The organism is Cellulomonas gilvus ATCC 13127 (genome assembly GCF_000218545.1).
GTDB classification, from domain to species: Bacteria; Actinomycetota; Actinomycetes; order Actinomycetales; family Cellulomonadaceae; genus Cellulomonas; species Cellulomonas gilvus.
The window spans coordinates 1,469,370-1,494,192 of sequence record NC_015671.1; the positions used below are offsets into that span (position 1 = coordinate 1,469,370).

At 72.6% G+C, this 24,823-nt stretch carries 25 protein-coding genes and 1 riboswitch; of the genes, 11 read left to right on the plus strand and 14 right to left on the minus strand.

The features are described from left to right. The first annotated feature begins 25 nt into the window (after window positions 1-25). From CELGI_RS06790 to CELGI_RS06805, 4 genes are all read left to right on the plus strand, one after another. On the plus strand, window positions 26-484 hold the full coding sequence (locus CELGI_RS06790; protein ID WP_150104682.1) for a hypothetical protein: 459 nt from the start codon (window positions 26-28) through the stop codon (window positions 482-484). 118 nt (window positions 485-602) lie between these two features. Next, window positions 603-1,010: a helix-turn-helix domain-containing protein gene (locus tag CELGI_RS16425; protein ID WP_013883378.1), complete on the plus strand. Its 408-nt coding sequence runs from the start codon at window positions 603-605 to the stop codon at window positions 1,008-1,010. 13 nt (window positions 1,011-1,023) lie between these two features. Further along, the gene (locus CELGI_RS06800; RefSeq protein WP_150104683.1) at window positions 1,024-1,458 is read left to right on the plus strand and encodes a hypothetical protein; all 435 of its coding nucleotides are present in this window, start codon (window positions 1,024-1,026) and stop codon (window positions 1,456-1,458) included. Between the two features lie 57 nt (window positions 1,459-1,515). Continuing rightward, window positions 1,516-2,634, plus strand: coding sequence for a tyrosine-type recombinase/integrase (locus tag CELGI_RS06805; RefSeq protein ID WP_013883380.1), 1,119 nt, complete (start codon window positions 1,516-1,518; stop codon window positions 2,632-2,634). 21 nt (window positions 2,635-2,655) lie between these two features. Here CELGI_RS06805 and CELGI_RS06810 read toward each other — a convergent pair whose 3' ends face one another. Together CELGI_RS06810 and CELGI_RS06815 are read right to left on the minus strand one after the other, a co-directional pair. Then, complete coding sequence (locus CELGI_RS06810) at window positions 2,656-3,615, minus strand: hypothetical protein (protein ID WP_013883381.1); 960 nt, start codon at window positions 3,613-3,615, stop codon at window positions 2,656-2,658. Continuing rightward, window positions 3,605-4,153 (minus strand): DUF6932 family protein, encoded by a 549-nt coding sequence (locus tag CELGI_RS06815; protein WP_013883382.1) that lies wholly within the window; start codon window positions 4,151-4,153, stop codon window positions 3,605-3,607. The genes CELGI_RS06810 and CELGI_RS06815 overlap by 11 nt, the downstream gene beginning before the upstream one ends. A 398-nt stretch (window positions 4,154-4,551) precedes the next feature. Further along, a riboswitch (cyclic di-GMP riboswitch) is annotated at window positions 4,552-4,628 on the plus strand. A gap of 18 nt (window positions 4,629-4,646) precedes the next feature. Between CELGI_RS06815 and CELGI_RS06820 the strand changes: the two genes are divergently transcribed. Continuing rightward, a complete protein-coding gene (locus CELGI_RS06820) occupies window positions 4,647-4,871 on the plus strand; it encodes a BldC family transcriptional regulator (protein ID WP_013883383.1) in 225 nt (74 codons plus the stop codon). A 110-nt stretch (window positions 4,872-4,981) separates the two neighbouring features. On the opposite strand, the gene CELGI_RS06825 is transcribed toward CELGI_RS06820, so the two are convergent. From CELGI_RS06825 to CELGI_RS06835, 3 genes are read right to left on the minus strand one after another with little or no spacing between them, the layout of a single operon-like run. Further along, on the minus strand, window positions 4,982-5,518 hold the full coding sequence (locus tag CELGI_RS06825) for a TetR/AcrR family transcriptional regulator (protein WP_013883384.1): 537 nt from the start codon (window positions 5,516-5,518) through the stop codon (window positions 4,982-4,984). A 10-nt stretch (window positions 5,519-5,528) separates the two neighbouring features. Then, entirely contained in the window at window positions 5,529-7,952 is a 2,424-nt protein-coding gene (locus CELGI_RS06830; RefSeq protein WP_013883385.1) for a YhgE/Pip family protein, read from the minus strand. Between the two features lie 25 nt (window positions 7,953-7,977). Beyond that, complete coding sequence (locus tag CELGI_RS06835; protein ID WP_013883386.1) at window positions 7,978-8,757, minus strand: ATP-binding cassette domain-containing protein; 780 nt, start codon at window positions 8,755-8,757, stop codon at window positions 7,978-7,980. Window positions 8,758-8,884: 127 nt separating this feature from the next. On the opposite strand from CELGI_RS06835, the gene def reads away from it, so the two are divergent. Beyond that, complete coding sequence (def, locus tag CELGI_RS06840; RefSeq protein ID WP_013883387.1) at window positions 8,885-9,373, plus strand: peptide deformylase; 489 nt, start codon at window positions 8,885-8,887, stop codon at window positions 9,371-9,373. A gap of 43 nt (window positions 9,374-9,416) precedes the next feature. On the opposite strand, the gene CELGI_RS06845 is transcribed toward def, so the two are convergent. The 3 genes from CELGI_RS06845 to CELGI_RS06855 all read right to left on the minus strand — a co-directional run bounded on the left by CELGI_RS06845 (window position 9,417) and on the right by CELGI_RS06855 (window position 12,150). Next, window positions 9,417-10,103 carry a methionine ABC transporter permease gene (locus CELGI_RS06845; protein WP_013883388.1) on the minus strand — a complete coding sequence of 229 codons (687 nt, stop codon included), beginning with the start codon at window positions 10,101-10,103 and terminating at the stop codon, window positions 9,417-9,419. Beyond that, the gene (locus CELGI_RS06850; RefSeq protein WP_013883389.1) at window positions 10,100-11,119 is read right to left on the minus strand and encodes a methionine ABC transporter ATP-binding protein; all 1,020 of its coding nucleotides are present in this window, start codon (window positions 11,117-11,119) and stop codon (window positions 10,100-10,102) included. Before CELGI_RS06850 ends, CELGI_RS06845 begins: the two co-directional genes overlap by 4 nt. Window positions 11,120-11,187: 68 nt before the next feature. Then, on the minus strand, window positions 11,188-12,150 hold the full coding sequence (locus CELGI_RS06855) for a MetQ/NlpA family ABC transporter substrate-binding protein (protein ID WP_013883390.1): 963 nt from the start codon (window positions 12,148-12,150) through the stop codon (window positions 11,188-11,190). Between the two features lie 630 nt (window positions 12,151-12,780). Between CELGI_RS06855 and CELGI_RS06860 the strand changes: the two genes are divergently transcribed. Next, window positions 12,781-13,281, plus strand: a complete 501-nt coding sequence (locus CELGI_RS06860) for a DUF3145 domain-containing protein (RefSeq protein ID WP_013883391.1) — start codon at window positions 12,781-12,783, stop codon at window positions 13,279-13,281. Between the two features lie 84 nt (window positions 13,282-13,365). Here the strand turns inward: CELGI_RS06860 and fabF are convergent, their stop codons facing one another. The 5 genes from fabF to CELGI_RS06885 all read right to left on the minus strand — a co-directional run bounded on the left by fabF (window position 13,366) and on the right by CELGI_RS06885 (window position 18,454). Beyond that, on the minus strand, window positions 13,366-14,610 hold the full coding sequence (gene fabF / locus CELGI_RS06865) for a beta-ketoacyl-ACP synthase II (protein ID WP_013883392.1): 1,245 nt from the start codon (window positions 14,608-14,610) through the stop codon (window positions 13,366-13,368). A gap of 91 nt (window positions 14,611-14,701) precedes the next feature. Next, on the minus strand, window positions 14,702-14,950 hold the full coding sequence (locus CELGI_RS06870) for an acyl carrier protein (protein WP_013883393.1): 249 nt from the start codon (window positions 14,948-14,950) through the stop codon (window positions 14,702-14,704). 88 nt (window positions 14,951-15,038) lie between these two features. After that, the gene (locus tag CELGI_RS06875) at window positions 15,039-16,040 is read right to left on the minus strand and encodes a beta-ketoacyl-ACP synthase III (protein WP_013883394.1); all 1,002 of its coding nucleotides are present in this window, start codon (window positions 16,038-16,040) and stop codon (window positions 15,039-15,041) included. After that, window positions 16,037-17,032, minus strand: a complete 996-nt coding sequence (locus tag CELGI_RS06880; RefSeq protein WP_013883395.1) for an ACP S-malonyltransferase — start codon at window positions 17,030-17,032, stop codon at window positions 16,037-16,039. The genes CELGI_RS06875 and CELGI_RS06880 overlap by 4 nt, the downstream gene beginning before the upstream one ends. A gap of 78 nt (window positions 17,033-17,110) precedes the next feature. After that, window positions 17,111-18,454: a PucR family transcriptional regulator gene (locus CELGI_RS06885; RefSeq protein WP_013883396.1), complete on the minus strand. Its 1,344-nt coding sequence runs from the start codon at window positions 18,452-18,454 to the stop codon at window positions 17,111-17,113. A 248-nt stretch (window positions 18,455-18,702) separates the two neighbouring features. Here CELGI_RS06885 and CELGI_RS06890 point away from each other — a divergent pair, with 248 nt between their 5' ends. After that, window positions 18,703-19,263, plus strand: coding sequence for a hypothetical protein (locus CELGI_RS06890; protein ID WP_013883397.1), 561 nt, complete (start codon window positions 18,703-18,705; stop codon window positions 19,261-19,263). A 72-nt stretch (window positions 19,264-19,335) separates the two neighbouring features. On the opposite strand, the gene aceE is transcribed toward CELGI_RS06890, so the two are convergent. After that, on the minus strand, window positions 19,336-22,083 hold the full coding sequence (gene aceE, locus CELGI_RS06895; protein WP_013883398.1) for a pyruvate dehydrogenase (acetyl-transferring), homodimeric type: 2,748 nt from the start codon (window positions 22,081-22,083) through the stop codon (window positions 19,336-19,338). Window positions 22,084-22,404: 321 nt separating this feature from the next. On the opposite strand from aceE, the gene CELGI_RS06900 reads away from it, so the two are divergent. From CELGI_RS06900 to CELGI_RS06910, 3 genes are all read left to right on the plus strand, one after another. After that, complete coding sequence (locus CELGI_RS06900) at window positions 22,405-22,827, plus strand: DUF3052 domain-containing protein (RefSeq protein WP_013883399.1); 423 nt, start codon at window positions 22,405-22,407, stop codon at window positions 22,825-22,827. Continuing rightward, window positions 22,824-23,285: a redoxin domain-containing protein gene (locus CELGI_RS06905; protein ID WP_013883400.1), complete on the plus strand. Its 462-nt coding sequence runs from the start codon at window positions 22,824-22,826 to the stop codon at window positions 23,283-23,285. Before CELGI_RS06900 ends, CELGI_RS06905 begins: the two co-directional genes overlap by 4 nt. A gap of 151 nt (window positions 23,286-23,436) precedes the next feature. After that, window positions 23,437-24,801, plus strand: coding sequence for a cystathionine beta-synthase (locus CELGI_RS06910; RefSeq protein ID WP_013883401.1), 1,365 nt, complete (start codon window positions 23,437-23,439; stop codon window positions 24,799-24,801). Window positions 24,802-24,823 lie beyond the last annotated feature (22 nt).

Genomic DNA, 24,823 nt, shown 5'->3' on the forward strand with positions numbered 1-24,823 from the left:
CGCTTGATGCAGACGGGGCGACGCGATGAGCGCCTTCGAGATCGTGCGCCCCTTCGGAGACCGAGCCACTCGTACGGGCGGGTCCTGGGCGTACTGTCAGGTAGATGGTCGACGGCACCTCGACGTGGAGCTCGAGGCGATCGGGCGCGAGATGGCCAAGGCTGACGCGATCATGCTCGGCGCGGAGCTCGAGGAGAAGATGGCGAGGGCCGCGCGGGGAGCGCTGCGGTACGGGGAGCGCGCCGACGTTCAACACATGGCGTGCACACGTTCGATCCTCGAACTCCGATTTCGGACACGTCGGGGCAGCGGCGGGGCGCGGCTCACTCGGCTCTACTTCACCGAGCCAGCGCATCTCGACCGGGCTCTGATCTCTGCGCTCCTTGCCTCCAAGCAACCCGGCAGGGCGGGGCTGAAGGCGCAGGACAAGCAAGCGAAGTCTGCGCAGCGACGTGTTGATGCTCACGTCCGTTCGCCCGCGTGATCGCCTTGGTTGGACCGCCCCGCTCAACTTCTTGTGCAACTATGCCGTATAGCGCACAGGGGTTGTGTGCCCATCGTCGCCGCACGACCCTCCCGTGCTCGATAGACAAGGACGCACTATGACCGCCATCGAAGTCTTCGGTGACTCGCTCGACCCCGACGTCGGCCTGGCTCGCAGTCTCGTCCGCGCCGATCGCGACTTCCTCGAGAGCCTCATCAAGATCCGCTGCAACCACGGCCTCTCGCAGACGGAAGTGGCCGAGCTCATGGGAGTGAGCCCGAGTGCGGTGAGTCGCATCGAGAGCGGTATGCGCGATCTCCGACAGTCCACCCTGCGACGCTACGCGTTCGCCGTTGGAGCGGAAGTGGACCACGTCACACGCGGGTTCGACCGCGATAAGTGGGAGAAGCGCATGGCGGGGAGTCGGGCGCTTCCGTCGGCCGCATCGCTTTGGCGCTCGGAGTGGAGCGAGGAGCCAGACGCCGTAGTCGCGTCCGCGAAGGCGAAGGCGAAGGCCAGTGTCTGAGTTCAGTCCGGTGGTGATCCCCGACGATGCGCCCGACGTGATCATCGGAGCGGTCGACGTACTCCGCTCGATCCTTCATCCGACCGAACGGCCCGACGCGTTCCGCTGGCAGGTCTGGGCAGAAGGTTCAGTCAGGCCGGATGGCAGGGTCTTGAAGCTGTTCGGGGATCTGACGGTGACGCAGGGTGGCTGGTTCGGGGGATCAACGAGCTACGTCGTCGTCACCTTCCGCGGATCCTCGACCCCGGGCGACGCCGTTACTGATGACGAGATGCTCGCGAGGTACGGGCCGTGGGCTGCGCACGTGCTTTGGGATCTGGCCACGATGAACCTGCGGACAGTGGCCGCAGGGTCCGCGGGTATCGGGTTCGAGCTGCCCTCGACGACCCCCGTGCCCCTACTCCGGTTCGATCGTGATGCTGGGGATGAGCAGGAAGGCGCCGACTGAGCGGCGGAGGCCGATGACGCAAGCACCTCCGCGAGCCCCGACCTGAAGGAGCCGCACATGGCGTGGACTCGGCGCCGATCGTCCGGGATGTACCAGGGGCTATACCGGGATGCGAGCGGTCGCGTACGCACCGCAGAGGGCGGGCCCTGGTCGCGCAAGGCGGAAGCGATGCGCCGCGCCGGCGAGGCCGAGGCCGCGGCGCGAGCGCTCGGATGGCGTGACCCCGCGGCCGCGGGCGAGCGGTGGGGAACCTGGCGCCTCGAGTGGGAGAGGTCCCGCACGGTCGAGGCATCGACGAAACGGTCCGACGACGGACGTCTCGCCAAGCACCTCGAGCCGCGGTGGGGGAGCGTGCCGCTCGTCGACATCACCCGGCACGACGTGAAGACCTGGTACGCCCAGCTGCAGCGCGACGGGCTGTCACCCGCCACCGCACAGCGCTGCGTGCACCTGCTGTCCGCGTCGCTGAACGCCGCCGTCGACGCCGGCATCCTGTCCGCGAACCCCGCCGCACGGCTGCGGCTGTCCGTCCCCGCACCATCGACCGAGCGGTACCTCACCCACGCCGAGTTCGACGCCATCGTCGCGCAGCTCGAGGAACCCTGGGCCAGGATGGCCAGGCTCCTCGTCGGGACCGGGCTGCGATGGGGCGAGGCAGCGGGCCTCCACGCACACCGCGTCAGCGCCACGTGGGTCGAGGTCGTCGAGGTCTGGGACCAGCACGGCCGGCAGATGAAGGCCTACCCCAAGGGCAAGAAGCGCCGCCAGGTCCCGCTGCCCGACTGGGTCCAACTCGATGCCGCGAGCGCCACATGCGGCATGCGGCACGCGCGTGGAGCCTGCCGCGGCGGGCTCGTCGTTACCTCCGTTGAAGGGTCCGTCATGGACTCCGCGCGGTTCCGCACCCAGTGGGACGCCGCCTGCCGGGCCGCCGAAGCCGGACATGTGCGGGTGCACGACCTGCGGCACACGTACGCCTCATGGCTGCTGCAGGCCGGGGTCTCGCTCGCCGAGGTCGGGCGGCTGCTCGGGCACACATCGCCCCTCACGACACAGCGGTACGCGCACCTCGCGGAGACGCCGTCGGAGGCCGTCCTCGCCGCGCTGGGAGCGCACGGTGGGCAACCCGACGCGCGCGACCGACGAGCGCGTCTCCGTCTACTCGGGAGCAGGTAGCGCGGCGCAACGGCAGGGCTGCTAGTCGGGGAGCTGCTCGATGCCCTTCGCGGTGTACCGCACGGTCACCTCGCCCCCGGGCTTGCGGACTTCCACGGTGTCCGCGATGACACGGACGCGGCTGCCCCAGCGGATGCCAGCGAGGGCGTCTGGGGGAAGGCGAGAACCTCGTACGTACTCCCACGCGCCGTCGTCCGTCTCGATCGCGAGTGCGGTCTTGTCGGACACGGTGTGGATTACTCCTTCGATGACCGCTTCGCCATGGTCGAGCTCGCGTGACGCGATCAGCGAGAAGAGCCGTGCCGCATCCTGAGCAGGCAGGGTCGTCCGTCGCGTAGGTTCTCCGGGCTGTCGCCAGGATAGGTCTGTCTCGAAGTCGCTCGTCGCGAGTGTCTTCGCGAACTCTCGCAGCGCTGCAGCTACACGAGGGCCTCGACCGACAAGGTCCTCGACAAGTGGGGACTCGTCGACGTCGGCGCTGAGGTCCTGGGCCGCCTGCAGCATGTTGATCACCTCGACGACGGCTTCGTCTGCGCGCTGAGTCCTCGGTTCGTCGATGAGCGGAACCCCGACTCGGCCGTAGAGCTCGTCGGCAGGAGGAACCTCAGGCATGAAGTCGAGGACGACTGATCCCAGGCGAGGGCTGGCGATCAGGCGGAGTTGCGTCTTGGCGAGGAGCGCCGCGGGAAAGGTGCCGCGCAGGGCAGTGAAGCCCTCTTGTGCGGCGCCGACAGCGGTCACCAGGCGCTGGAACGTGGTCATGACTTCACCGATGGCGGACATCCGGGCAGCCGAGCCGGTGACCCCGTCTCCCGCCATGTGCAGCGTGCCGAGCGAGATCATCTGCCTGCCTGGCGCTGGCTCGTCGGCGACCGCTTCCATGGACTGACGCGCGAGGTCGCCGGGCGTGCTCCACGTCACCTCAATCGGCGTCGACGCGAGCTGCTGTTCGATGAGGCGAGCGCGGTCACTAGTAACCATCGAGCGTCACCTCCAGGTATCCGCGCCGCGGGATCGAGTCAAGTCGCACGGGCGACGCACCCTTCGTGCCCGCGCGCTGACGGAGCCACAGATCGTCCCAATAGCCGCGCTCCTGGCAGTACGCCACGTCGTTCGCGTCCCGGGGCGCGGCAGTAGGATTCGACACCCAAGGTACGACATAGGCGTCGACGCGCAGCCCGTGGCTCTTGAGGACGCCCGGCATGCTGAAGAGTTGAAGCACACGAGCCGACTCCGGCGAGTCGCGGGCCTCGACGAGTTGGCTGTCCTCGACCCAGTACACGACGTCGATGTCAGCCGGCGCTGGCTTCGTCGTGGTGAAGGAGCCTCCGATCCAGGCGACGGCGACCGGGACGTGTTGACGCAGCACCGCGGTCGCGTCGATCCACTCGCTCCAGATCTCCTGCCGCGAACTTGCAGTGCCGAAGGGCTCGACCAAGGCGCCGTGTACCTCGGCGATCGTCGCTGGGAAGCGCCCGCACGGCAACGCGTCCGTCGAAGCATCGAATCCCGGGATCACGGTCGGCCCTCTCGCTGCGCCCCCACAGCGTGATGATCGGCAGGTTGGCACGGGCACTTGAGTCGCGTTGGCGGGCAGCACCTGGGCAGCAAACTGCCGCCGGATGCGAGCGTACGTGGTCGCATAAGCACCGACGGCTGACGCCGACGATCGGGCTGTGGCCTGCTCGACTGTGGCGTGGCGTCGCTCGGGAGCGCACGTGCGCGCGTAGCGCTGGCTGGACTCATAATCCGTCGGTCGTGGGTTCAAGCCCCACCTGCCCCACCTCAGCTCGTGGTGCCTGAGCCGCTCGCGGCGGTCTGTCGGGTCCGTCCCGGTTCGGTCCGTCCGAATTTCACCCGAATGCCCGTGATCGGTTGTTGCACATCTGTCCAGTTTCGGGCATAGTTCTCACTTGTCAGCGACAACGGCAAACCCTCCGCAAGGAGGGGACGCAAAGCCAACGGGACCCACGCAGGTCAGCCGAGCTACCGAACGACAGGAGAGATCGATCATGGCGATCACCACCTCGCACACCGAGTCCCAGCTGCAGCAGGGCGCCCTTCTGACCCCCGGTGAGGTCGCGGTGCTGTTCCGCGTCGACCCGAAGACGGTCACGCGTTGGGCGCAGGCCGGCAAGCTCTCGGCGGTCCGGACCCTGGGCGGCCACCGCCGCTTCCACGAGGCCGAGGTCCGTCAGCTCCTGCAGGGCGTGCCCCAGCAGCGCGTCAGCGAGTGAGCGTCGCGGGCCCGTCCCGCAGCCCGACCGCCACGAAGCCCCGGTGACCTCGGTCACCGGGGCTTCGTGCTGCACTGCGTCGGTCTGACGGCGGGCGGGGGGCTACCGCGTCACGCGAGCGTCGTGAGCACCGCGGCCGCCACCTCGTCGAGCGACCGGTCCGGCTGGAACGCCAACCACTCGAGACCCGTGACCAGCGTCGCGCCGAACACCGCGGCCGCCGTGAGCCACGGGTCGCGCTGGGGCCAGGCCTGCGCCACCACGGTGGTGAACGTGCCCATGGACTCCTCGCGCACCTGGCGGATCGAGTCCTGCCAGAGCCGGCCCGTGCGGAACGACTCGGCCACGATGACCTTGGAGAAGTCGGGGTGCGCATGGATCTGCTGCAGCAGCGCGGTCACCATGGCCTCGAGGGCCGCGCGGCCCTCGAGGCCCGCGGCGGCCTCCTGCAGCGCCGCGGTGAGCCGCGCGACACCCTCGGCGAGGATCTCCTCGATCAGCCCCGCCTTGGACCCGAAGTTGTAGAACACGCTGCCCTTGGCGACGCCCGCGGCCGCCGCGATCTCGTCCACCGAGGTGGCGCTGATCCCGCGGTCGGCCACCAGCCCGAGCGCGGCCTCGACGATCTGGCGGCGTGTGTCGTTCATGGTCCGCACCCTAGAGGGACAGGGCCGGGTGCAGGCGCTCGAGCGTCCACGTGCGCATCCGGCCGGCGCGCCACGCGGTCACGGCGAGCGACCCGACGAGCACGGCGGCGAGCACCGCGACGGACAGCCACAGGCGGGCGTCGCCCGTGCCCGTGATCACCTGACGCAGCCCCGACACCGCGTAGCTCATGGGCAGCAGCGGGTGGATCACCCGGAAGAACGCGGGGGTCGTCTCCACGGGGTAGGTGCCGCCCGACGACGCGAGCTGCAGCATGAGCAGCGCGAGCACCGCGACCTTGCCCGCGGCGGGGCCGAGCACCGCCATGAGCATCTGCTGCAGCGCCAGGAACGTGGCGGCGACCAGCAGCGTGAAGCCCACGGTGCCGAGGACCGAGCTCATCTGCAGGCCGACGCCGTAGTGGATGACCGCGAGCATGACCGCGACCTGGGCGACGCCGAGCAGCAGAGCGGGCAGGTAGCCCGCGAGCGTGGCGCGCCAGCCCGAGGCGGGCGTGGCCAGCGCGCGCGTCGGCAGGGGCCGGAGCAGGAGCCACGTGATGAGCGACCCGACGAACAGCGCGAGCGGGACGAAGAAGGGTGCGAAGCCCTCGCCGAAGCCCTCGGCCTGCGTCACGTGCGTCTCGTCGAGACCGACGGGCGAGGCGATCGTCGTGGCGCGCTCGGGGCTCGCGACGTCCGCGGGGATCGCATCGGTGCCGTCGCTCAGCCCGTCGGCGAGCGTGCCCGCGCCGTCGGTGATCTTGCCCGCGCCGTCGGCCACCTGGTGCGCACCGTCGGCGAGCGTCGCGGTGCCGTTCGCCAGCTCGCCGGCGCCGTCGGCCAGCGTGCCCGTGCCCGTGGCGAGCGCGCTCGCGCCCGTTTCGAGGTCGTCCGAGCCCGTGGCCAGTGCGTGCAGGCCGTCCGCGAGCGTGGTCGTGCCGGCGGCGAGCGTGCCTGCCCCGGTCGCGGCCTTGGCCGTGCCGGTCGCGACCCGGTCCGCGCCGGACGCGAGGTCCGCCGTCCCGTCGGCGAGCGTGCCCGCCGCCGTGGCCAGCGTGTCGGCGCCCGTGGAGAGGGTGTCGAGGCCGGTGGCGACGCCGTGCGCGCCCTCGGCCAGGCTCGAGCCGCCCTGCTGGAGAGTGCTGAGCCCGGTGGCGAGGTCGGCCGCACCGCTCGCCGCCGTGCCCGCGCCCGAGTCGAGCGCGGTCAGGCCGTCCGCGAGCCGGCCCAGGTCGGCGTCGCTGGGCAGCGACCCCGCCGCGGACCCCAGGCCCTGGAGCAGCTGCGCCGCCGTGGTGTCACCGGACTGCGCACGTGCCGTGAGGTACGCGCTGACCTGGCCGAGCCCGGACCGCAGCGTGGGCACCGCGCTGACCAGCGGCGTCAGCTCGTCGTGCAGCGTGGTCACGCCCTGCGCCACCTGCTGGACCCCGTCCTGCAGGCGGGCCGCACCGGTGGACGCGCTCGAGAGCCCGGCCGCGACGCGCGCCGCGCCGGTGTCCACCTGGTCCGCGCCCGCGGCCGCGCGGCGCAGGCCGTCCGCCAGCGAGTCGGCACCCGTGGCCAGGCGCGTGGCGCCGTCGTCGAGCGCGGACGCGCCCGTGGCGACCTTGCCGCTGCCGGTCCGCAACGTGTCGAGACCGTCCGCGAGCGTCGCGGCGCCCGCCGCGGCCGAACCCGCGCCCGTGGCCGCCGTGCCCGCGCCGTCGGCGAGCGCGTGCGCACCGTCGGCCACCTTGACGGCACCCGAGGCGGCCGAGCCGGCGCCGTCGGCCAGGCGCGTGGCGCCGTCCGCTGCGTCGTCGGCACCGTCGGCCACGCGGCTCGCGCCGTCGGTCAGGTCACCCGCGGCGGTGCGCAGCGTGAGCGCGCCGTCGGACGCCTGGGCGAACCCGTCGCGTGCGTCGCCGAGCCCGACGAGCACGCGGTCGACCGCCTGCTCGCCGACGCTGGCCGAGACGGCTGCCTCGACCTGGACCATCGCGCTCCGGCCGAGCGTCGAGGCGAGGAACGAGTTGGCGTCGTCGTACGTGACCTCGAGCTGCGCGGCGGTGGGGTGCTCGCCTCCCGCGGAGGCGATGTCGGCCGAGAAGTCCGCGGGCACGGTCACCGCGAAGTAGTAGGTGCCGTCCGCGACGCCGTCGGCCGCGTCCTGCGCGCTGGTCACGCGCCAGTCGAGGTCGGCCGAGTCGGTGAGCCGCTGCGTCACGTCGGCGCCCGCCTCGAGCCGCTCGCCGTCGAGCGTCGCACCCTGGTCGGCGTTGACGAGCGCGACCGGCAGGCGGTCCAGGTTGCCGGTGGGGTCCCAGAACGCCCACAGGTAGAGCGCGCCGTACAGCAGCGGCACCAGGATCATCGCGGCGACCGCGAGGCGCGGCAGACGGCCGCGGCGGAACCGGCGCAGCTCGGTGCCGGTGGAGGTGAGGGCAGGCATGACGAGTCCTTCGGTGGGTGGTGGCTCAGGCCGCGTCGGGCGCGGGGACGGCGTGCGGGCCGGTGGCGAGGGTGACCTGGTGGGGCTGACGCGCCCAGCGTGTGCGTGCGACCTCGTCGAGCGAGGAGACCGACGCGATCACGGTGGTGCCCGTGGCGGCGACCGCCTCGAGGCGCGACCAGACCGTCGAGCGGCGCATCGTGTCGCGGACCTGGTCCACGTCGTCGACGACGAGCAGGCGCGGGCGCTGCGCGAGCGCGAGCGTGAGGCGCAGCAGCATCGCGTCGACCTCGTCGAGGTCCCACACCACGCTCTCGACGCGCGGCAGCGGCCGTTCGCCGAACACCGGGAGCGCGAGCTCCCGGAACGTGCGCTGGTCGACCCGCGGCACGCGGCGGTACCAGGGTGCGAGCCACGACAGGCGCTCGCGGACCGTGTCGCCCACGGTCACGCCGTCGTCGAGCTCGTCGATCCCCGCGAAACCCGCGATGGCGGCCGCGCGCTGCACGGCCCGGCGCTCGGCGGGCAGGCGGTGGCCGAGCACGCGCAGCTCGCTCGACGCGTCGGGCACCATCCGTCCCGCGAGCGTCAGCAGCAGGCTCGAGCGGCCGGCGCCCTGCGGGCCCTGGATGACGGTGAGCGCTCCGGCGGGCAGGGTGAGGTCCACGGGGCCGTAGACGAGCCCGCGTGCGCCGTGCAGCGCGAGGCCCCGTGCGGTCACGGCGTCGGTGCGCGGCGGCGTCCCGGTCCCGGTGCGCACCGGTACGGGGGCGGTGGCGGCGTTGGTCGGGTTCGACTCGGACATCGTTCCTCCTGACTGACTGGTCAGTACAAACGATACGCCCGTCGGAGCGGCGGGACCCGCTCGTCGCATGTCTGCCGTGTCACATGCGGCGAGCGCCGGGTGCCGCGCGACGTGGGAGGATCAGCGCATGGCGATGCGAGAGATCCGGACCGTCGGCGACCCCGTGCTGCGCACCCCGTGCGACCCGATCACCACGATCGACGACCGCGTGCGCTCGCTCGTCGAGGACCTGCTCGAGACCGTCGACCACGACGGCCGCGCCGGGCTCGCCGCGAACCAGATCGGCGTGGGCCTGCGCGCGTTCTCGTGGAACATCGACGACGAGATCGGCTACGTCCTCAACCCGAAGATCGTCGAGCTGTCGCAGGACGAGTACCAGGACGGTGACGAGGGCTGCCTGTCCGTGCCCGGCCTGTGGTACCCCACGCACCGCGCCTGGTACGCACGCGTCGTCGGGACGGACCTGGACGGCAAGGAGGTCGTCGTCGAGGGGACCGAGCTCATGGCGCGCTGCCTCCAGCACGAGGTGGACCACCTCGACGGCCTGCTCTACCTGGACCGCCTCGAGCGGTCCGTGCGCAAGAAGGCGATGCGCGCGATCCGCGAGCAGATCTGACGCGGCCGTCGCTGACGGCGCCCGACCTGCTCGTCGGACGCCGTCAGCGGCGCAGGTACCTGCGCGAGAGCCGGTTGCCGAGCGCCTGCGCGACCTGCACCAGCACGATGATCACCACGACCGTGATCCACACGACCGCGAAGTTCCACCGCTTGTACCCGTAGTCGAGCGCGAACGCGCCCAGCCCGCCGCCGTCGATGATGCTCGCGAGCGCGGACATGTCGACCACGGCGACGAACACGAACGTGTAGCCCAGGATCAGCGGCCCGAGGGCCTCGGGGACGACGAGCGTCGTGATGATCCGCCACCGGCTGGCACCCGTGGCGCGGGCCGCCTCGATCACGCCCGGGTCGATCGCGACGAGGTTCTGCTCGACGATGCGTGACACGCCGAACGTCGCGGCGAACGACATCGCCACGACCATGGCCGAGCTCCCGAGCCGGGTGCCCAGGAGGGTGACGGTCACGGGCGCGATGATCATCAGCAGGATGAGGAACGGGATGGGCCGGAAGACGTTGACCACGAGGTTGAGCGCGAAGAAGACGCCGCGGTGGGCCAGCAGCCCGCCCCGCCGCGTGGTGTAGAGCGCGAGGCCCAGCACGAGCCCGAGGGCGCCGCCGATCAGCAGCGTGGCGCCCACCATGTACAGCGTCTGGCCGAGCGACTCGACCAGCTTGGGGCCGTGCAGGTCCCACTCGAACCCCGCGGCGGGCAGCAGTGCGGCGCTCATCGTGCCTCCTCGACGGTGGTGACCTCGCGCAGCCGACCGACCAGGCGGTCGACGTCCGCCGGCTCGCCGTCGAGCGCGAGCGTGAGCGACCCGAACGACCGGTCCTGCAGCGTGCCGATGCCGCCGTAGACGATCTCGAACGTCACGCCGAGCTCGCCCGCCGAGCCCAGCACGGCACCGACGCGGCTGCCGTCGAGCACGTCGGCCGTGACGATCCGGCCGTCGTGCGTCCGCCGCAGCCGCGCGAGGTCGGCGGTGCGCGGTCGGTCGTGCAGCACGGTCCCGACGAACCGGCGGGTCACCTCGGCCTTCGGACGCGTGAAGACGTCGAACACCGAGCCGAGCTCGGCGACCTTGCCGTCCTCCAGCACCGCGACACGGTCCGCGATCGAGCGGACCACGTCGAGCTCGTGCGTGATCACCACGATCGTGACGCCCAGCTCGGCGTTGACCTTGCGCAGCAGCCGCAGGACGTCCTGGGTGGTCTCGGGGTCGAGCGCGCTGGTGCACTCGTCCGCGAGCAGGATCGAGGGCTGCGCGGCGAGCGCGCGCGCGATGCCCACGCGCTGCTTCTGGCCGCCCGAGAGCTGGCTCGGGTGGTCGTGCGCTCGGTCGAGCAGACCGACGAAGTCGAGCAGCTCGGCGATGCGCCGGTCACGGTCGGCCTTGGGCCAGCCGGAGACCTTGAGCGGGAAGCCCACGTTCCCGGCGACGGTGCGCGACGAGAACAGGTTGAACTGCTGGAAGATCATGCCGATGTGCCGGCGCTTGAGCTCGAGCTGCCGTTCCGAGAGCCGGGTGACGTCGTCGCCGTCCACCACGAGCCTGCCCGACGTGGTGCGCTCGAGGCCGTTGATGAGCCGCACCAGCGTGCTCTTGCCCGCACCGGAGTAGCCGATCACGCCGAAGACCTCACCGCGCTCGATGGTGAGGTCGATGCCGTCGACCGCGCGCACGGGGCCGGACGGTGACTCGAACACCTTGGTGACGGCGTCGAGCTCGATGATGGGGGACATGCGTGACCTCTCGGGTCGGACGGGCGAGCCGTGGTCCCGCTCACGCGGGGCGGGACCACGGCGGGGGATCAGCCGGCGGCCGTGAGGTTCTCCTGCGTGGTCGCCAGGATCTCCTGCAGCCGCGCGGTGTCGTAGCCCTCCACGATCACCGCCGTGCCGCCCGAGGACTCGACGACGGACTCGAGCACGGCCGGGTCGTGGTACAGCTCGACGATCCGCTGGTAGACGGGGTTGTCGACGTCCTCGGGCCGGGCCGCGATCACGTTGATGTACGGCTGCGCGCCCACCGACTCGGGGTCGTCGGCGTACACGTAGCCGTCCAGGTCGAAGCCCGCGTCCGTCGCGAAGTTGTTGTTGACGACGACGCCCGCGATGTCCGGGTCACCGATGAGCCCCGCGGTCTGCGACGCCTCGACGGGCCGCACGACGACCGTCGAGGCCGCGGTGTCGACGTCGTCGGGCGTGGGCACGCCGGGGTCGCCGGTGAACGTCACCAGCCCTGCGGCCTCGAGCACGAACAGCGCGCGGGCCTGGTTGGTCGAGTCGTTGGGGATCGCCACCTGCTCGCCCTTGGTGAACTCCTCGACCGTGTCGTGCTTCTCGGAGTACAGCGGCAGAGGGACGATCAGCGTCGAGCCGATCGGCTGCAGGTCGTCGCCCGTGTTGTTGTTGTGGTCGGCCAGGTACAGCACGTGCTGGAACGCGTTGAGGTCGATCTCGCCGTCGGCGAGCGCGGGGTTCGGCTGCGTGTACTCGGAGAAGCCCACCAGCTCGAGGTCGATGCCCTCCTTCGCGGCGAGGTCCTTGAGGATCTCCCAGTGGGGCTGCGCGATGTCGGTGGTGCCGAGCTTCACGACCGTGGGTGCGGCGCTGCCGGACGGGCCGGCGGCGGGGGAGTCGGACGACGAGTCGCGCGTGACGAACCACGCGACGCCACCGGCGACCACGAGGACGGCGACGACGACGGCCGCGACGAGGCCACGCCGGGACCGGGTGGGCCGCGGGGGGAGGACGGGTGCCTGATCGGACATGGTGTGCTCTCCAGGGAGTGAGGCGACGGGGACGGGTGCCGTCGACGGCGCACGCCGCGCTCGGCGTGCTGCGGGTGACGGCCGTGGCCCGCGGTGCGGGGCGACGGTCGTCGTCGGACTTCGGTGGGGCGAGGCCGGGGCGCGGCGTGGGACGCGTGAGGTCGCGTGCCGGGCCGGCCCGGCAGGCTGCCGGGGGCAGCAGGGTCCGCGGAGGACCGCGGCGGGGCGCTCAGCGCATCGACATGAGACGACACGCGGAGCGCGCACACATGACGACCGTGCCCGAGGGCTCGGTGGTCCGGGTGCTCGTGGTCCGCGTGCTCATCGTCGACCTCTCGTCGGGCGGCCCAGGGCCGCAGGGCGCGGGCGGGGCCCGCGCGGCGGACGGCGTGCTGCCGTCCGGGGCGAGTGAAGACCAGACGTGCCGGGGCTGTCAAACCCCGACCGCCCAAGTCGGCCTTGACGTGGCGGGAATCACAGCCCGCCGGACGCCGCGCGGAGGCGCACCCTGGCGTGCGCGGCCCGCATCAGGCATGCTGGGCCCGTACGCCGTGGAAATCCGTGCGTGCTCCGCGCAGTGGGACGAGGCCGTTGGGGAAGGCGAACCTCGAGCCGCTGATGGAGGACGACATGGCTGGTGCGATCACCCGCGGTGTGCTTTTCGTGCACTCTGCACCCCGCGCACTGTGCCCCCACATCGAGTGGGCGGCAGGCAACGTGCTGGGTCAGCACGTGAGCCTCGACTGGACCGAGCAGCCCGCCGGGCCGGCGTTCTACCGCGCCGAGCTCTCCTGGCAGGGTGCCTGCGGGACCGGTGCGCGGCTCGCGTCCGCGCTGCGCGGCTGGGCCCACCTGCGGTACGAGGTGACCGAGGAGGCGAGCCACGGCGTCGACGGCTCACGGTGGAGCCACACGCCCGACCTGGGCATCTTCCACGCTCAGACCGACGTGCACGGGAACGTGGTCGTGCCCGAGGACCGGATCCGAGCCGCGCTCGAGCACGCCGCCGACCCGCAGCGGCTGCGCGACGAGCTGGACCTGGCGCTCGGGCAGGCGTGGGACGACGAGCTCGAGCCGTTCCGCTACGCGGGTGCGGGAGCGCCCGTGCGCTGGCTGCACCGCGTCGGCTGACCGGCGGCCCGGACGGCACGCCGGGCCGCACCCACGACGAAGGGGCGCCCCCCGGCCGGGAGCGCCCCTTCGTCGTGCCCGGTGTCAGGCGGACGTCACGACCAGCGCGACGTTGTGCCCGCCGAAGCCGAACGAGTTGTTGATGGCCGCGACGTCACCCGCGGGCAGCGCGCGCGGGGTGTCCCGGACCAGGTCGAGGACCAGCTCCGGATCGGGCTGCGCGACGTTGATCGTCGGCGGCGCCTGACGCTCGTGCAGCGCGAGCACCGTGAAGATCGTCTCGAGCGCACCGGCCCCGCCGAGCAGGTGCCCCGTCATGGACTTGGTCGCGGAGAGCGCGACGTGGTCGCTGTCATCGCCCAGCACGCCGCGGACGGACCGTGCCTCGATGAGGTCCCCGACCACGGTCGAGGTCGCGTGCGCGTTGACGTGCACCACGTCGGACGCGGCCACGCCCGACTCGGCGAGCGCGGCGCGCATCGCCCGGATCTGGCCGTCACCGCTCGGCTCGGGAGACGTGATGTGGTAGCCGTCGGCGGACAGGCCGACGCCGGCGATGCGCGCGTAGACCCGGGCGCCGCGTGCAGCGGCGTGCTCGGCGCTCTCGAGGACGACGACGCCCGCGCCCTCGCCGATCACGAACCCGTCCCGGTCCACGTCGTACGGACGCGACGCACCCTGCGGGTCGTCGTTGCGCAGCGAGAGCGTGCGCGACGCGGCGAACGCCGCGATCGGCATGGGGTGGATCGTGGCCTCGGTGCCGCCCGCGATCACGACGTCCGCGCGTCCGGCGCGGATCATGTCGACCGCGTAGCCGATCGCCTCGGCGCCGGAGGCGCACGCCGAGACCAGCGCGTGCGCGCCGGCCTTCGCGCCGAACTCGAGCGAGACGTAGGCGACGGGGGAGTTCGGCATGAGCATGGGCACCGTCATCGGCAGCACGCGCCGGGCGCCCTTCTCCTGCAGCAGGTCCCAGCCGTCGAGCGTGGTCCAGATGCCGCCGATGCCCGACGACACGACGGCGCCGAGCCGCTCGCCGTCGACCTCCGGCGAGCCCGCGTCGGACCACGCCTCACGCGCCGCGATCATCGCGTACTGCGCGGAGGGGTCCATGCGCTTGAGCTCGGGACGCTCGAGGACGTCCTCGGGCTTGACCTTGATCGTCGCGGCGAACTCGACGGGGATGCCGTAGCGCTCCGACCAGTCGTGCTCGAAGGGCCGGGCCCCGGACTCGCCGGCGAGCGCGGCGGCCCACGTGCTCCTCACGTCGCCACCCAGGGGCGTGGTGGCGCCCAGTCCGGTGACGACGACGTCGGTCGTGCGGCTCATCGTTGCTCCAGGTCGGTTCGAGGAGTCGGGTGGTTCGGCCGGCGGGCCGGCGGTCCGCCCTGCGTGCAGGGGCAGGGCGGACCGGGTGGGCTCAGGCCTGCGCGTTGGTGATGAAGCTCACCGCGTCGCCGACGGTCGCGAGGTTCTTGACCTCGTCGTCGGGGATGCGGACGTCGAACTTCTCCTCGGCGAGCGTGACGATCGTCATCATGGAGAGCGAGTCGATGTCGAGGTCGTCGGTGAACGACTTCTCGGCCTGGACCGCGTCGGCCGGCAGGCCGGTCTCCTCGCTGACGATCTTGGCCAGGCCGGCCAGGATCTCCTGCTCGCTGTACGCCATGGGTGTCTCCTTCATCGGTCGAAAGGGTCGGACGAACGGTACAGCCGGCAGGCCGGACCGAGGTTTCGGGTGATCCGTGGGGTGCGGATCAGGGCAGCACGACCACCTGCGCGCCGTACACGAGCCCTGCGCCGAAGCCGATCTGCAGCGCGAGCGCGCCCGAGGAGATCTGGCCCTCACGCAGCAGACGCTCGGTCGCGAGCGGGATCGAGGCGGCGGACGTGTTCCCGGTGTCTGCGATGTCGCGGGCGACGACGACGTCCGCGGGCAGGCCCAGCTGCTTGATCATCTGGTCGATGATCCGCATGTTCGCCTGGTGCGGGATGAACGCGTCGAGGTCCGCGGCCGTCACGCCCGCGGCGTCGAGCGCCTTCTGCGCGACCGGGGCCATCTGCCACACGGCCCACTTGAAGACGGACTGGCCCTCCTGCCGCAGCGTCGGCCAGCCCGCGCCGGTCTGCGTGTCCTTCCACGAGTGCGTCTGCCGGATCGCCTGCGCCTGCGCGCCGTCCGAGCCCCAGATCGTCGGGCCGATGCCGGGCGTGTCCGACGGTCCGACGACGACCGCGCCGGCCCCGTCACCGAGCAGGAAGGAGATCGAACGGTCCGTCGGGTCGACGAAGTCGCTCATCTTCTCGGCGCCGATGACCAGCACGTGACGCGCGCTGCCGGCCCGCACGAGCGCATCGGCCTGGCCGATGCCGTAGCAGTAGCCCGCGCACGCCGCGGAGATGTCGAACGCCGCAGCCGGCGTCGCGCCGATGCGGTCGGCGATGATCGCCGCGCCCGCGGGCGTCTGGTGGAAGTACGTGACCGTGGACAGGATCACCGCGTCGATGTCGGCGCCCGTCAGCCCGGCGTGCTCGAGCGCGCGCAGCGCGGCCGCCTCGGCGAGGTCCAGCACGTCGGTCTCGGCGCCCGCGCGGGCTCGCGTGACGATGCCGGTGCGCTGGCGGATCCACTCGTCGGACGAGTCGATCGGGCCCGCGACGTCGTCGTTCGTGACCAGGTTCTTGCCGCGCACCCCGCCGATGCCGAGGATGCGGGTGTGGGCGGGTCCGGTGGCCTGCGTGAGGGTGGGACGGGTCACGACGACTGCTCCTGGCTGCTCGCGGACGGGGTGGTGCCGGCGGCTGGGCGGCCGTGGCGGCGCACGAGGTCGCGCGCGGCATCCAGGTCGGCGGGGGTCTTGACGGCGACCGTCTCGACCCCGGGCAGCGTACGCCGGGCCAGACCGGTCAGGACACCGCCCGGCGCGAGCTCCAGCAGGCCCGTCACGCCCAGGTCCAGCAGCGACGTGCAGCACAGGTCCCACCTGACGGGGTGCGCGACCTGCGCGACGAGCAGCTCGAGCGCACGCGCGCCCGTGGGCACCACCGAGCCGTCGGAGTTGGTGAGCAGACGGAGCGTCGGGTCGCCCGGGGCGACGCCGCGCGCGGCCGCAGCGAGCTCGGCGACCGCGGGGGCCATGTGCTCGGTGTGGAACGCGCCCGCGACCTGGAGCGCGATCACACGCGCCTTCGCGGGCGGCTGCGCGCCGAGGGCGGCGAGCGCCTCGAGGGTCCCCGCAGCGACCACCTGACCGCCGCCGTTGACGTTGGCGGGCACCAGGCCGTGCGCGTCGAGCGCCGCGAGCACCTCGTCGGGGTCGCCGCCGAGCACCGCGCTCATGCCCGTGGGCGTCGCGGCCGCGGCCCGCGCCATCGCGGCGCCGCGCACCGCGACCAGGCGCAGCGCCTCGTCCTCGGTGAGGACCCCGGCCACCGCGGCCGCGGCGAGCTCCCCGACGGAGTGGCCGGCGGTCACGTCCACGGTCGCCGCGGCGGCCGCGGCGAGCGGCGCGTCGGGCGTGAGGTCGAGCACGGCGCGCAGGCTCGCGAGCGCGGAGGCCACCAGGAGCGGCTGCGCCACCGCCGTGTCGCGGATCGTGTCCGCGTCGGACGTGGTGCCGTGCGCGACCAGGTCGATGCCGGTCGTCGTGGACGCCCGGCCGATCGAGTCGGCGACGGTCGGCAGCTCGAGCCACGGGGCGAGCATGCCGGGGGACTGGGCGCCCTGGCCTGGGCAGACGACGACGAGCACGCGACCACTCTGCCCTGGTCGGGTGCGCGCACCCGGTCGCGCCGCGCACCAAGGTCGCGGCGAGGAGTTGTGCGTGTCCTACAAACGCGTGCGCTCGGACGTCTGCGGCTCGGGGCGTGCGTCGAGGCGGCCGACCGCGAGCGCGGTCTGCAGCACGTACGACTCGCGCGCGTCGAGCGGGTCCCAGCCCGTCACGTCCGCGACGCGCTTGAGGCGGTAGCGCACGGTGTTCGGGTGCACGTACAGCGACCGTGCCGCGGCCTCGAGCGACCGGCCCGTGCCGAGGTAGGCCGAGACGGTCTCGAGCAGCGCGCCCTGGCTCGCCGCGAGCGGCTCGTACGCGTGCGAGATCAGGGTCCGCCGCGCGGTGGGGTCGCCGACCAGCACACGTTCGGGCAGCAGGTCGTCGGCCTGCACGGGCCGGGGCGCCTGCGGCCATGCGGCCGCGGCCTGCAGGCCGGCGAGCGCGGCACGCGCCGAACGCGCGCACTCGGCGAGGTCCTGCACCACGGGCCCCACGACGACGGGGCCGGGCCCGAACCGGGGCAGCAGCGCGGTCACCGCGGCGCGCAGGTCGCCCCGGCCGCCCAGGAAGATCACCAGCCGGTCGCCCTGGATCCCCACGAGCGCGTCGTCGGCGGCGCGGCGCGTCGCACGGCGCAGGTCGGCCGCGCGCACCTCGTCGATCGGGGCCGCCGTCGTCCCGACCAGCACGAGCGTGGAACCCGCGCCGCTCCAGCCCAGCGCGGCGACGCGGGAGCGCACCGAGTCGTCGACGTCGCCGCGGACCAGCGCGTCGACCACGAGCGCCTCCAGCCGCGCGTCCCACGCGCCGCGCACCTCGGCGGCGCGTGCGTAGACCTCGGCCGCGGAGAACGCGACCTCGCGCGAGTACAGCAGCACCGCCTCGCGCAGCTCGCGCTCGTCACCCGGGGCGGCGAGCCGGTCGGCGTGCGACTCGACGACGTCCACGACGACGCGCACCAGGTGCAGCGTGTGCTGCAGCGAGATCGAGCGCGTGAGCTCGGTGGGTGCGCTCGCGAAGATGTCACCCACGCCGTGCGGCGGACGCGACGCGTCGGCGTACCAGGCGATGAACGCGCTGATGCCGGCCTGGGCCACGAGTCCCACCCACGAGCGGTCCTCGGCGGGCAGCGCCCGGTACCACGCGAGGTCCTCGTCGAGGCGACGCATCGCGGCCGCGGCCAGCAGGCCCGCACCCTCGCGGACGCGCCGCTGCGTCTCCGGGGTGCCGCCCACGCCGGGGCCGGCGGCCGCGGCCGACGAGGTGCGCGCGGGCGCGCGCCGTGCGCGGACGGGCCCCGCGGCGCGGTCGAGCGGGTCGCCCGCGGCCGGGTCGCCGGTTGGGGGCGCCTGCGGCGGCACGCCGGGCGGGACGGTCGCGTCGGGCGTCGGGGGCATGGCGCGAGCATAGGGGCGGCATTGTGGGAAGTCGACAAAGCCGGGCGACCGTGCCGGGGCCGCCGACGGTCCACCTCGCCGCCCGCCCGGTGGGCCGGCCGGACGCAGGCTAGTGTCACTGCATGGCTCTGCTGCCCCGTCTGAGACAGCTCATGCGTCGGCCGTCGTCGGCCTCACGTGTGGGTGCCCGCCGACCGACCACCACTGCACGGCGCGGCGACACGCTCCACGAGGATGCGCTGCGGTCCATGCTGAGCGACGACCCGAACAACGTCCGGGCGTTCGCCGCGCTCGCCGAGATCGTGCGGCGCCGCGCCGCCGACGCGGGCCCGGACGGCGACCCGCTGACCGCACCGCACGACGACGCCGAGCGGCAGCGCGCCGCCGACCTCGCGGTGTGGGCGCTCGGCGAGGAGCTCGCGGGCAACCCCCGCGCGTGGTACCCGCTCATCGAGGTGGCGCGCCTGTCGGCACGTGACGACCACGAGGGGACGCTGCGTCGCCTGACGACCGCCGCGGAGCGTGACCCGTCGGGCACCGCGCTGCGCGAGGCCCTCGCGCTGCTGCGCGAGGCGGGTCAGCCCGTGGACGCGCTCGGGCTCGGCGTGGGCCACTGGCGCCCGCGCGAGCACGACCCCGAGGTCGCGCGTGAGCTGGTGCTCGCGGCGATCGAGGCCGACCGCCCGCTCGAGGCCAAGCAGTACGTCGCGAACCTCGAGCTGTACCCGGACCAGCGCGCGGTCGCGGCGCTCCGCGACGAGCTGACCCACGTGGTCGCCGAGGCGCAGCAGACGATCCCCGGGACCTGACGCCCGGGGGAGCACAGACGGAAGGGGCCGACGAGATCGCTCGTCGGCCCCTTCCGCTGCGTCAGGACGCGGTCAGCTGTCGCCGCCCGTGTTGCCGGACGTGCCGGCCGTGACGTCGTGCAGGCGGTAGCGCTCGATCGCCTGCGCGGGTGCGTCGGCGGGCACGGCTCCCGTGCGTGCGAGCTGCTGGAGCACGCGCACCACGGTCGACGGCCCGTCGATCTTGAAGTGGCGGCGCGCCGCGGCCCGCGTGTCCGAGAACCCGAAGCCGTCGGCACCCAGGGTCGCGTACGTGCCCGGGATCCAGGCGCGCACCTGGTCGGCGACCAGGTGGTCGTAGTCCGTCGTCGCGACGAACGGACCCTCCGCACCGGCCAGCTTCTGCGTGAGGTACGCGGTGCGCGGCTCCTCGCCCGGGTGCAGGAACGCCTGGGCGTCGGCGGCCAGGCCGTCGCGCCGCAGCTCGCTCCACGACGTGACGGACCACACCGCGGCCCGCACGCCCCAGTCCTGCGCGAGCAGCTCCTGGGCCTCGAGGGCCCACGGCACCGCGACGCCCGACGCGAGGATCTGGGCCCGGGGCCCGTCACCCTGCGCGGGAGCGATCAGGTGGATGCCGCGCAGGATGCCCTCGACGTCGACGCCCTCGGGCTCGGCGGGCTGCACGATCGGCTCGTTGTAGACCGTGAGGTAGTAGATGACGTCACGGTCGCGTCCGCCGTTGTCGGCCGCGTACATCCGGTCGATGCCGTCCTTGACGATGTGCCGGATCTCGTACCCGTACGCGGCGTCGTAGTGGACCATGTGCGGCATCGTGCCCGCGAGCAGCGGCGAGTGGCCGTCCGCGTGCTGCAGGCCCTCACCGGTCAGCGTGGTGCGGCCCGCGGTGGCGCCGATCAGGAAGCCGCGCGCCATCTGGTCGCCGGCCGCCCAGAACTGGTCGCCCGTGCGCTGGAACCCGAACATCGAGTAGTAGAAGTAGAACGGCACGAGCGGCTCGCCGTGCGTCGCGTAGGACGTGCCCACCGCCTGGAACGCCGAGGCCGAACCGGCCTCGTTGATCCCGGTGTGCATGATCTGCCCCGCCTCGGACTCCTTGTAGCTCAGCATCAGGTCGCGGTCGACCGCGAGGTAGTGCTGACCCACGGTGTTGAAGATCTTCGCGCTCGGGAAGATCGCGTCCAGGCCGAACGTGCGCGCCTCGTCGGGGATGATCGGCACCAGGCGGTGGCCGAACTCCTTGTCCTTGAGGAGGTCCTTGAACAGGCGCACGAGCGCCATCGTCGTGGCGACCTCCTGCGTGCCCGACCCCTTGGCGAGGCCCTCGTACTTCTCGGCGGCGGGAGTGGTGACCGGCGTGTGCGTGGAGCGGCGCTCCGGCACGAACCCGCCGAGCTGGCGACGCCGCTCGAGCATGTACTGGATCGCCTCGTCCTGCGCACCCGGGTGGTAGTACGGCGGCAGGTACGGGTTCTCCTCGAGCTGCGCGTCCGTGAACGGGATGTGCAGCGTGTCGCGCAGCGTCTTGAGGTCGTCGATCTTGAGCTTCTTCATCTGGTGCGTCGCGTTGCGCCCCGCGAAGCCCGAGCCCAGCCCGTAGCCCTTGATGGTGTGCGCCAGGATGATCGTCGGCGCGCCCGTGTGCTCACGTGCGGCCTTGTACGCGGCGTAGATCTTGCGGTAGTCGTGCCCGCCGCGCTTGAGCGCCCAGATCTCGTCGTCCGTCATCTTCTCGACGAGCTGCTTGGTGCGCGGGTCACGGCCGAAGAAGTGCTCGCGGATGAACGCGCCGTTCTCGGCGCGGTACGTCTGGAAGTCGCCGTCGGGCGTGGTGTTCATCAGGTGCACCAGCGCGCGGTCCTTGTCCGCGTTGAGCAGGACGTCCCACTCGCGGCCCCAGACCACCTTGATGACGTTCCAGCCCGCGCCGCGGAACTCGGCCTCGAGCTCCTGGATGATCTTGCCGTTGCCGCGCACCGGGCCGTCGAGGCGCTGCAGGTTGCAGTTCACGACGAACGTGAGGTTGTCCAGGTTCTGCTGCGCCGCGAGGTGGATCAGGCCGCGCGACTCGGGCTCGTCCATCTCGCCGTCGCCCAGGAACGCCCACACGTCCTGCTGGCTCGTGTCCTTGATCCCGCGGTTGTGCAGGTACCGGTTGGTCCACGCCTGGTAGATCGCGCCCGACGGGCCCAGACCCATCGACACGGTCGGGAACTCCCACAGGTCCGGGGCGAGGCGCGGGTGCGGGTAGGACGGGAGGCCGCCGCCCGGGTGGGACAGCTCCTGACGGAACCCGTCCAGCTGGTGCTCGGTCATGCGGCCCTCGAGGTACGCGCGTGCGTACACGCCGGGGGAGGCGTGGCCCTGGAAGTAGATCTGGTCGCCGCCGCCGACGTGGTCCTTGCCACGGAAGAAGTGGTTCAGGCCGACCTCGTACAGCGTCGCGACCGACGCGTAGGACGAGATGTGCCCGCCGACACCGATGCCCGGGCGCTGCGCACGCGTGACCATGACGGCCGCGTTCCACCGGTTCCACGAGCGGTAGCGCCGCTCGATGACCTCGTCACCGGGGAAGTACGGCTCGTTGTGCACCGCGATGGTGTTGACGTACGGGGTGTTCAGCGAGGCCGGGATCGCGACGTTCTTCTCCCGCGCGTGGCGCAGCATGCTCATGAGCACGTAGCGCGCGCGAGGTCCGCCCTTCTCGTCGATGAGCCCGTCGAGCGACTCCACCCACTCCCCGGTCTCCTCGGGGTCGATGTCCGGTACCTGGCTGAGCAGGCCGCCGATGAGCGGGCCTGTCTCGTCGATCTGAGCCACCAGTGCTCCTCGCCTCTCGTCCGCGCGCGTGGCCGGATCGGCCTCGGCGCTGTCCACGGCCCCGGCGTGCGCTCGCGGCGGCTGAGAGCCGGACGGCGCGCGCGGGTAGTCCGCCCATTGTCGGACCCAGGGGGGCCGAAAGTCACACGCAGGCCAGGTCGCGGGCACGTGACGTCGATGACACACGCCCTCGTGGGGGCCGCGACGCGCCCGGAGCGCGAGCACCCTTGCCAGGTGGCGCGCGGTGCGGTGGGCTAGGTTGTGCGCACATCAGCAGCCGGTCCCGCAGGGGGTCGGCAGGAGGAAGGGATCGGTCGGGACGTGTCAGCCAGTGCGGACGACGCCGGACAGCAGGCGATTGCTCGTCTGGGGTTCGCCTCGGGCCAGGTCATCCAGGAGTTCGGCTACGACGACGACGTCGACGACGCGCTGCGCGCGGCGCTCGAGGGCGTCACGGGGACCGAGCTGGTCGACGAGGACTACGACGACGTCACCGACGGTGCGGTCATCTGGTTCCGCGACGACGACGGCGACCTGACCGACTTCCTCGTCGACGCCCTGACGGTGCTCGACGACAACGGCCCCATCTGGGTGCTGACGCCGAAGGCCGGCCGCAGCGGCCACGTGACGCACTCGGACATCGAGGAGGCCGCGACCACGTCCGGCCTGCACGCGATGACGACGTTCGCGGTCGCGCCCGACTGGTCGGCGACGCGCCTGTCCACGCGGGGCCGCGGCAAGTGAGCCAGGCCCCGGTCGTCGGTGAGCCGGCGCCCGGCTTCTCGCTGCCGGACACGCACGGCACGCCGGTCTCGCTCGACGGCCTGCGCGGCGGGCCGGTGGTGGTGGTGTTCGTGCCGTTCGCGTTCTCCGCGACGTGCACGGGCGAGCTGTGCGAGCTGCGGGACAACATCGCGGAGTTCCGTGACGCGGACGTGCACCTGGTGGTCGTGTCCTGCGACCCGATGTTCTCGCTGCGCGCGTGGGCCGCGCAGGAGGGCTACGAGTTCGACCTGCTGTCCGACTTCTGGCCGCACGGCGACGTCGCGCGTGCGTACGGCGTGTTCGACGAGGCGAGCGGCCACGCGCTGCGCGGGTCGTTCCTGATCGACGGCGAGGGCGTGCTGCGGTGGAGCGTCGTCAACCCGCGGGGGCAGGCTCGGCCGCTCGCCGCGTACCGCGAGGCGCTCGCCGCCCTGTGAGCCCCGGCCCGTGCCGCGGCCCTGCTCCCTGCGGCCCGGTCGTCCGGGGACGGCTGGGCTAGGCTGACGGCGTGCTGCGCTGCTGTCGTCCCTGACGATCACCGGACCGATCAGTCGTCGCGTGCGCGCGACCGGGCGAAGGACCTCAGCCATGCACTACGCCTCCCACATCACCGACCTCGTCGGCGGCACGCCGCTCGTACGGCTGACCGCGGTGACCGAGGGCATCGACGCCCTGGTCCTGGCGAAGGTCGAGTACCTCAACCCCGGCGGGTCGTCCAAGGACCGCATCGCCGCGCGGATCATCGACGCGGCCGAACGTGACGGTCTGCTGCGCCCGGGCGGCACGATCGTGGAGCCCACCAGCGGGAACACCGGCGTGGGGCTCGCCCTGGTCGCCCAGCGGCGCGGGTACCGCTGCGTCTTCGTCGTGCCGGACAAGGTGGGTGCTGACAAGCGCGCGGTGCTCACCGCGTACGGCGCCGAGGTCGTCGTGACCCCGACGTCCGTGGCACCCGACGACCCCGAGTCCTACTACTCGGTGTCCGACCGCCTCGCGGCGCAGATCCCCGGAGCGTTCAAGCCCAACCAGTACGAGAACCCGAACGGACCGCTCAGCCACTACGAGTCCACGGGACCCGAGATCTGGCACGACACCGACGGTCGGATCACGCACTTCGTCGCCGGCGTCGGGACGGGCGGCACCATCAGCGGCACGGGCCGGTACCTCAAGGAGGTCTCCGGCGGAGCGGTGCGCGTGATCGGTGCGGACCCCGTGGGCTCGGTCTACTCGGGCGGCACGGGCCGGCCCTACCTGGTCGAGGGCGTGGGCGAGGACATGTGGCCCGGCGCGTACGACCGCACGGTCGTCGACGAGGTCGTCGCGATCGGCGACGCGGAGTCGTTCCACCTCACGCGGCGGCTCGCGCGCGAGGAGGGCCTGCTGGTCGGCGGCTCGAGCGGCATGGCGGTGGCCGCCGCGCTGCGCGTCGCGCGCGGGCTGAGCGCCGACGACGTCGTCGTGGTGCTGCTCCCGGACGGCGGGCGCGGCTACCTCGGCAAGATCTTCGACGACGCGTGGCTGCGCTCGTACGGGTTCAGCGAGCTGCCGGAGGAGCGCACGGTGCGGGACGTCGTGACGGCCAAGGACGGGTCGCTGCCCGCCCTGGTGCACGCGCACCCGGGCGACACCGTGCGGGATGCGATCGCCATGATGTCCGAGTTCGGCGTCTCGCAGCTGCCGGTCCTCACGGCCGAGCCACCCGTCGTGATCGGCGAGGTGGCCGGCGCGGTCGACGAGGAGTCGCTGCTCGAGAAGGTGTTCTCGGGCGAGGTGGAGATGGGCGACGCGGTCGCCCGCGTGCTGCAGGACGGGCTGCCGCAGATCGGCGCCAACGAGTCCGTCGCGCATGCCCGCAAGGCGCTCACCGACGCGAGCGCGCTGCTCGTCGTCGACGAGGGCGCGCCCCTGTCCGTGCTCACGCGTGCGGACCTGCTCACGTTCCTGAGCCACTGACCTGACCACCCGGCGCACGCGC